This window comes from Dolichospermum sp. UHCC 0352 (assembly GCF_009711925.1).
Taxonomy (GTDB): domain Bacteria; phylum Cyanobacteriota; class Cyanobacteriia; order Cyanobacteriales; family Nostocaceae; genus Dolichospermum; species Dolichospermum lemmermannii.
Genome location: NZ_VIKY01000026.1, coordinates 1 through 7285, shown reverse-complemented (window position 1 = coordinate 7285; position 7285 = coordinate 1). Strand labels below are relative to the sequence as shown.

At 39.0% G+C, this 7285-nt stretch carries 7 protein-coding genes; 3 read left to right on the top strand and 4 right to left on the bottom strand.

Features of this window, described 5'->3' with window-relative positions; genetic code table 11:
• Positions 1-110 precede the first annotated feature (110 nt).
• A complete protein-coding gene (locus FJR06_RS01660) occupies positions 111-590 on the bottom strand; it encodes a molybdenum cofactor biosynthesis protein MoaE (RefSeq protein ID WP_041458331.1) in 480 nt (159 codons plus the stop codon).
• A gap of 176 nt (positions 591-766) precedes the next feature.
• On the opposite strand from FJR06_RS01660, the gene FJR06_RS01655 reads away from it, so the two are divergent.
• Positions 767-1765, top strand: coding sequence for a DMT family transporter (locus FJR06_RS01655; protein ID WP_015079738.1), 999 nt, complete (start codon positions 767-769; stop codon positions 1763-1765).
• A gap of 82 nt (positions 1766-1847) precedes the next feature.
• Positions 1848-2765, top strand: coding sequence for an LD-carboxypeptidase (locus tag FJR06_RS01650; RefSeq protein ID WP_168650493.1), 918 nt, complete (start codon positions 1848-1850; stop codon positions 2763-2765).
• A gap of 91 nt (positions 2766-2856) precedes the next feature.
• Here FJR06_RS01650 and FJR06_RS01645 read toward each other — a convergent pair whose 3' ends face one another.
• The gene (locus FJR06_RS01645; RefSeq protein ID WP_168650491.1) at positions 2857-3855 is read right to left on the bottom strand and encodes a glycosyltransferase; all 999 of its coding nucleotides are present in this window, start codon (positions 3853-3855) and stop codon (positions 2857-2859) included.
• A 109-nt stretch (positions 3856-3964) separates the two neighbouring features.
• On the opposite strand from FJR06_RS01645, the gene FJR06_RS01640 reads away from it, so the two are divergent.
• Complete coding sequence (locus tag FJR06_RS01640; protein WP_168633527.1) at positions 3965-4627, top strand: glycosyltransferase family 2 protein; 663 nt, start codon at positions 3965-3967, stop codon at positions 4625-4627.
• Between the two features lie 358 nt (positions 4628-4985).
• Here FJR06_RS01640 and FJR06_RS01635 read toward each other — a convergent pair whose 3' ends face one another.
• Positions 4986-6527 (bottom strand): DUF4335 domain-containing protein, encoded by a 1542-nt coding sequence (locus FJR06_RS01635; RefSeq protein WP_168650489.1) that lies wholly within the window; start codon positions 6525-6527, stop codon positions 4986-4988.
• Positions 6528-6598: 71 nt separating this feature from the next.
• Entirely contained in the window at positions 6599-7201 is a 603-nt protein-coding gene (locus tag FJR06_RS01630) for a DUF3038 domain-containing protein (RefSeq protein ID WP_015079733.1), read from the bottom strand.
• Positions 7202-7285 lie beyond the last annotated feature (84 nt).

The following is a 7285-nucleotide window of genomic DNA, read 5'->3' as shown; positions in this document are numbered from 1 at the left end:
CCCCTGCCCCCTTCCCTACCAGGGAATGGGGTTTTCAAAGCCTCTCCCCGCGTCGGGGAGAGGTTTGGAGAGGGGTCAATTTATACATTCAAAACTTTTCAAACATCCTCTCAGTGTTTACAATCTTTAATAGATACCCAACTAGACTCTGCTATTGGAGAACCATCTTCACCCAGCAAGCTATAGTGTTCCTTTTTCCAAATCGGCGCATTGTGTTTTAATGTATTAATAGCATACTCACAAGCGGCAAAAGCCTCACCACGATGAGGACAACCGATAGCCACAACCACACTAATTTCCCCAACAGACAATCTACCAATGCGATGATATATCACCACCCGACTCACCTCAGGCCATTGATCACGAATATCATCAGCAATTTGATAAAATACCTGCAAAGCCATTGGTTCATAAGCTTGATATTCCAAAGCTACCACAGACTTACCATCAGTTTGATTACGAACCATACCACTCATTACTACCACCGCACCATTAGCAGGATTATCTGCCTGACTGTAGATTTCTTCCACAGACAATGGTGCTAATGTCATCCCAAAACTATCTTCAACCCTGGGTTTAGTTGTAATCATACATTCTCCTAACAGCATCCTAAAATCCCTGAATTCATCCATCTTTATCTGCGTTCATCTGCGTTCATCTGCGGTTAATACTTATTAAAATCTTATTTCCACTCACCAAGACTTTAAAAACCGTAAAATCAGTTAAACTAATTTTTTCATCTATTCATAAAAACCACAATCATCTCATGCAAGTGCAACTCAGTGGATCTAAAAATCCCCTCGCGTATCTACTATTAATTGCTCCTTTTTTCCTTTGGGGTACAGCAATGGTGGCAATGAAAGGCGTAATTCCTCACACCACACCCCTATTTATGGCTGGAGTCAGATTAATACCTGCGGGGGTGTTAATTCTCATGGTGGCTGCATTTATGGGTAAACCTCAACCTCAAAGTTGGTTAGGGTGGTTGTGGATTATTATATTTGCTTTAGTTGATGGCACTTTATTTCAAGGCTTTTTAGCTGAAGGTTTAGTCAGAACCAATGCTGGTTTAGGTTCGGTCATGATAGACTCCCAACCCCTAGCAGTAGCTTTACTTTCCCTGTGGTTATTTCAAGAACATATTGGATTATGGGGATGGTTAGGGTTAGGTTTGGGAATCACAGGAATTAGTTTGATTGGTTTACCTCAAGAGTTGATTTTCCATCTTTTTGCATCAGGAATCACCATCTCTACAGATAATTGGCAACAGTTATTTGATAGTGGTGAGTGGTTAATGTTACTGGCAGCTTTATCAATGGCTGTGGGAACAGTGATGATTCGCTTTGTGTGCCGATATGTAGATCCAGTAACAGCTACAGGATGGCATACAATTATCGGTGGCTTGCCTTTGTGGGGAATTTCTTCAGTATTAGAATCTCAACAGTGGGAAAATCTTGTCCTATCGGACTGGTTGGCATTAAGTTATGCTACTGTATTTGGCAGTGCGATCGCTTACGGATTATTTTTCTACTTTGCCTCTAGTGGCAATCTCACCAGTTTAAGTTCTCTGACTTTTCTCACACCCGTTTTTGCTTTAATATTTGGTTATATTTTTCTCAATGAAGTCCTGACTACTATTCAATGGTTTGGGGTTTTTCTGACCTTAATCAGTATTTATTTAATTAACCAACGGGAAAATATCGGCGGAAATCAGAAACCTACTATCACAGAAGTCAGGAGTCAGGAGTCAGGAGTCAGGAGTTAAGAGTTAAGAGTCTCTTACAGTATGGCTTTTACCGTGGATTCTTGATCTAATTTAAATTTAACAACCGCCAGTAATTCTCTTGATGTCTAACATTCAAAATCTCAAATCTACCCTCAAACCCCCACCCCTCAAACCCGGTGATTTACTGCGCGTCATTGCCCCCAGTGGTGCATTGCGAGAAGTTGAGGCTTTTAATCAAGGTGTGGAAATTTGGAAGTCCCACGGCTATCGGATTAAAATTGGCGACAATCTCAATGATAGACATGGTTATCTAGCTGGTACAGATGCCCACCGTCGTCAGCAATTAGCCACAGCATGGCAAGATCCAGAATGTAAGGGTATTCTCTGCGCGAGAGGTGGTTTTGGTAGTAGCCGGATTTTAGAAGATTGGACTTGGCAAGAAAATACCATTACCCCTAAATGGTTAATCGGCTTTTCTGACATTACAGCCCTGCTTTGGAGTCTCTACAACGCCGGAATTGCCAGTGTACATGGTCCCGTCATGACTACCCTAGCCAATGAGCCAGAATGGTCAATCCAAAGGCTATTGGACATAGTAGAAGGTCGTCCCCTCGCACCTTTAAAAGGTTGTGGTTGGGGTGGTGGAACAAGTACGGGAATTTTGCTTCCTGGTAATCTGACAGTAGCAACCCATCTTTTAGGAACACCGATTTTACCCGACCTCGATGGTGTAATATTAGCCTGGGAAGATGTGACAGAAACACCTTATCGCATTGATAGGATGTTGACACAGTGGCGTTTGAGCGGGGCTTTATCTAAAGTTCGTGGTATTGCTTTGGGAGGGTTTACTAAGTGTGAAGCCCCACCTAATATACCTAGTTTTACTGTAGAGGAAGTATTGCGCGATTGTTTGGGTGATTTGGGTATTCCCATAGTTTCTAATCTCCCCTTTGGTCATGATAGCCCCAATGCTGCTTTACCTGTGGGGGTAAAAGCAATATTAGACGCTGAACAAGGAATATTGCATTTTTCCCCATAGACATAGGCCTCTTTGTGATGGGGTGTTGGGTCGCGCTGTCGCTTAACCTAACCTACAAATCAAGGCTTTTTCCAATTTGGACAAGGTATTGCTATGAGGTAATCAATTCTAATCTGTGTAGTTTCATTTCTTGTTGTTTAAGACAATGACAAAATATAAATAACTGTAAATCTGCTAGAACTTGATTAAAATCATGATGATTGTATAAACCTGTTTCATTATTAGCATTTCTGAGTATTGTCAACCAATTTGCTACTTCTTTCATGTACTCTATAGATGTATCAATTTCCTGGGGATTATAAGATCCTATTTGTCTATGTAATGCTAATTCTTTATCCGTGGGTTGAATACCTAAATCATTGATTTGATCAGTAACTATTTTACAGGTCAATTTTTCAACTAAATTTGCGGCTTTTAGACTTATACAATGAGAATGTACACGATATTTAATTAAAACTTTGGGAAGATTCCAAACTTTGAATTTTTTTGATATTCTTACCCATAGATCATAGTCTTGAGCATTTGGATAATCTTTTCTATAAACCTCTCCATTTATCTCAACTGCGTTGATTGCACTTCTTCTCATCAAAACCGCTGAATGAGCAAAATAGTTATGGAATAACAGCCTACAAGGAATTTTTTGATCGGGTTCTTCCTCATTCCATACTTCACCCGTCAAATTATCATGATCATCCATTAATTCAACCCAAGACCCAACCATACCAAAGTCTGGGTTATTTTCCATAAACTCAAATTGTTCTGCTAATCTTGATGGATATGCATAGTCATCACAATCTAAAACAGCAATGTATTCACCTGATGATTCTTGCAAACATTTATTTCTAGTTGTGGGTATCCCCAAATTAACATTGTTTTGAATTAATTTGATGCGTTTGTCTTTATAGGAATTAATGATTCTTGCGCTGCTATCTGTTGAAGCATCATCTACAATGACAAATTCAAAATTCGTAAACGTTTGATTTAAAATACTCTTGATTGCTGTATCAAGATACTTTTCGCCATTATACACTGGCATAACAACTGTAATTTGAGGATTTAACTCTTGTTGAATAAACTGATTTTGATTCATAATATTTAATGATTTTGAACAAATGGGTGATTTTTATAGTAATCCATAAATAACGTATAATATGCGAGTTATACCTAATTTCAGGGAACTTTTGTTCAACCTCAAAAAAATGCCTAGTATAAATTTTGACCCTAAGCCGACAATCTCGATTATTTTATGTACCTACAATCGGGCAAAATACTTAAACGATTGCATAAATAGCGTCCTTCAACAAACTTTTCAGGATTTTGAATTAATTGTAGTTGATGATGGTAGCCAAGATCATACTTTTGAAATTGTCAATAGTTACCTACAAAAATTTAGTCATATCCGTTATCTGAAACATCAAAATCGGAAAGCCGCTTACGCCAGAAATGCGGGTATTCAAGCATCTTTTGGAAACTATATCACATTTATTGACAGTGACGATACCTATAAACCCTATCATCTAGAGTCGCGGTTGGAATTTATGCAAGCTAATCCAGAGATTGATTTGATTGAAGGTGGATGTGAAATTGAGGAGGAATTTTCTGTTCCTGATTATTTTCAACCCGATCAAACAATTAATATTAGAGAATGCGTTGTCGGTGCTACATTTTTTGGAAAAAGACCGATATTTTTTGAATTAAAGGGATTTAATAATATTCCCTATGGTGAGGATGCAGATTTATGGGAGCGTGCCGAAAAAATCTTCAAAACTCACAAAATCAAAGAGCCGGAAACTTATATTTATACGAGAGTAGAAGATAGTACCACCAAGATTTTCCTAGATAAAATGTCCTCTTCTAATTAACCTATTTAGATTTTATAATTTAGCAAAGAGCAATCGAAGCAAAATTATTAGTTCAGAGGGAACTCCGAAGCAACAGGGAACAGAAAAAACTCATGTTTAAAAACATGAAATTGAAATAATGACACTGTTTTTTTCGGGCTACGCATCTTTTAAAAACATCTTTTTTTTGACTGAAGCTCTGAACTCAGAACCAAAGTTTCTTATCTGTTCCCCGTTCCCTTTTTTTATAATTTTTAACTTACCTTTGGGGGTTAAAGTCCCCTGCTTCTACAAGCAGCGGGTTTTGCGTCGGGGTAAAATCCCCGTTGCAAAACGTAATTCTAAATTCTAAATTCTAAATTCTGCATTCTTTTAATTCCTATGGTGTTTCTGGAAATATTTGCACTTTACTATCAGGATTGAGAATAACTCGTATTCTCAAGTTTTGCCCAGATTTATTAGTAGAAACAAAAGGTTTCCCAATTTGGGGAATGCCACTACTATCAATGTATTCTCTGGCAACTTTATTTAAGGGCAAAATCTTTTCAATTGTACCATCAATACCCAATGTTAAACTATATTCTAAGGCTTGAGAGAGACCAGTTGGTGGTTGCCAACGTTTGTTGAGGTATTCTCTCGCTTCTGCTACTTGAGGTGTATCAAATAAAGTCTTATTATTAGTAACTTGTGTACCTGACGTAGTTTTAGTTGCAGTTCTTAATTTCCTAATTAAATTCTCTTTATTTTCCGCTGGAGATGGCTGATCTGGCGTAGCGATACCTACAGTATCCTGCGGTAATTCCGGAGCAAAAGGAGTGGGAATTATGTTAGGAAGATTACTAAAACTATTGTTGGGGATAGTGGCAACAGACTGAGATGGTGGGGAAATATTAGATGGCAAATTCTGAGATTTAGGGGTATTCATGCCTTTTTTAGCCAGAATACTTGAAGAATTTGGTATGGCTTTTGCTACTTTCGGGCTATCAAGAATTTGTCGAGGAATAGGATAGGAAGAAGTATCGGATGGTATGGTTAATGACGGCTGAGATGTTGTGGTTGGTGTCCCAGGGATAGTTGTATTAGGAACGGAAAGCGGCGGTAAGGGCGTACTAAAGTTAGTAAGTGGTGGTATCAGTTGGGGCTGAGGCGTGATTAAAGGGAGTGGCGGCGTTGCTGTAGTGTCTTGTACAGAAGGTTCTATCGCCACTGGTTTGACGGACTCAGGACTATTTTTAGCTATTCTCTGCCGATTTTTCTGAATATTCTTGGCATATTGCCAGGTAAATGGTGTTAAGCCGGCTGCTAATACCAAAACTGCGGCTATAGGGGCCCACTTAGGTAGATTCTGCCTGACAGTTTGACTACTAGTAGTTGGTAAAACAATCATATCAGATGTGTATTCATCTAAAGCTGTTGCTAAATCAAATAGTTGTAGTAAACTCAGTTTAATTACCTGTCCAGATGTCTGGTTAGCAAGATCACCAAAAAAGAGTTTGTGAGTTAAATTACTACTAGATTCTAAATAAACTTTCGTTTGGGGAATTTGAGTGTTAAAGGATCGTAAATTTTGGGTAGGAAAGGCAGACGGGGGAATATCGGGCGATTCTGGAGCTGCTTCTGATCCTGTATGGGGATAATCATTACCTGCTAAAGTGATACTAAAATCTTCGGCAGATTGTTGCAGCAGCTTTTGAACGTAAGTAGTAACAATATTACATAAAACTTCTAGCTGCTGGTGATCACCCTGGATGATAATTTTCTGTGCTTCTGGTAGTTGTGGATCATCAAATTGCAGACGAAAACTAGGATCATTAATAATAGTTTTGTCTGTCCACCGGGACAAAGGGGAGTTTTCCGCCCAGATTTCTAGTGTGCAAGTGGGGGGGGTATAGCGACGAATGACAGGATTTGATAGAGACATAACAACAATTTCAACGAAAAAAATAGGGAATTTTGGATTTTAGATTGGGAGTGAAAATCGCAAATCACAAATTATTTTGTGGAAAGGTCTATGAGTGCTAACCACAAACGACGGTGTCCACCGCCGGCACTATAAAAGAGTAAATTTATTAACAGTTTTAGGGCTAGGTGGGTAAGTATATCCCCAGGAGTGGCTTCTTCCTCTTCCATGCGTTCTTGGTAAGTATTACAAAAACTATCTATATAATCTCCCAATAACGCAGTTTGGTGAGGTTGTTGCTTATTTGCTGTCATCTGCTCTAATAAACCGACAGCCCGGCGAATTAATTCCTGGTGCTGCTTGGCGAGATAACAGATAATTAAAACTAGCGATCGCGCTTCTTCTACATCTAATTTTTTTCGTCCTCCTTGACTTTTGCGAAGGGGATTCGATTGCCGCAATCGCCACAGGGCTACCCGATCTGGTACTTTTGATTCTAAATCCAGACTAACTGCGGCTGATAGCATTGCCTCTGAACCAATGCCAGTTAAGGTCTCTAGGGCTAATAGCACTAAATCTAACTGAGTTTTGATATTTTCCCATTGAATTGTACTCGAGGCTGGGAGTTGACTTAAATCCTCCCAAGCTGATTTTGGTATAGTGGAATTAGCGGTTGAGTGCATAACTTTTAGCATAGATGATTAAGCTGAAAGACGCTGGTGTTGTTGCCTATTTGGAAACGAGATTTGTTAGTAGGGGCGAAGCATTTGGAAGATAAA

What these genes read in the sequence shown, in the direction of transcription:
- FJR06_RS01635 (WP_168650489.1), bottom strand. Translation starts at nt 6,527, where the DNA reads ATGTCTCTATCAAATCCTGTCATTCGTCGCTATACCCCCCCCACTTGC.
- FJR06_RS01645 (WP_168650491.1), bottom strand. Translation starts at nt 3,855, where the DNA reads ATGAATCAAAATCAGTTTATTCAACAAGAGTTAAATCCTCAAATTACA.
- FJR06_RS01660 (WP_041458331.1), bottom strand. Translation starts at nt 590, where the DNA reads ATGATTACAACTAAACCCAGGGTTGAAGATAGTTTTGGGATGACATTA.
- FJR06_RS01650 (WP_168650493.1), top strand. Translation starts at nt 1,848, where the DNA reads ATGTCTAACATTCAAAATCTCAAATCTACCCTCAAACCCCCACCCCTC.
- FJR06_RS01640 (WP_168633527.1), top strand. Translation starts at nt 3,965, where the DNA reads ATGCCTAGTATAAATTTTGACCCTAAGCCGACAATCTCGATTATTTTA.
- FJR06_RS01655 (WP_015079738.1), top strand. Translation starts at nt 767, where the DNA reads ATGCAAGTGCAACTCAGTGGATCTAAAAATCCCCTCGCGTATCTACTA.
- FJR06_RS01630 (WP_015079733.1), bottom strand. Translation starts at nt 7,201, where the DNA reads ATGCTAAAAGTTATGCACTCAACCGCTAATTCCACTATACCAAAATCA.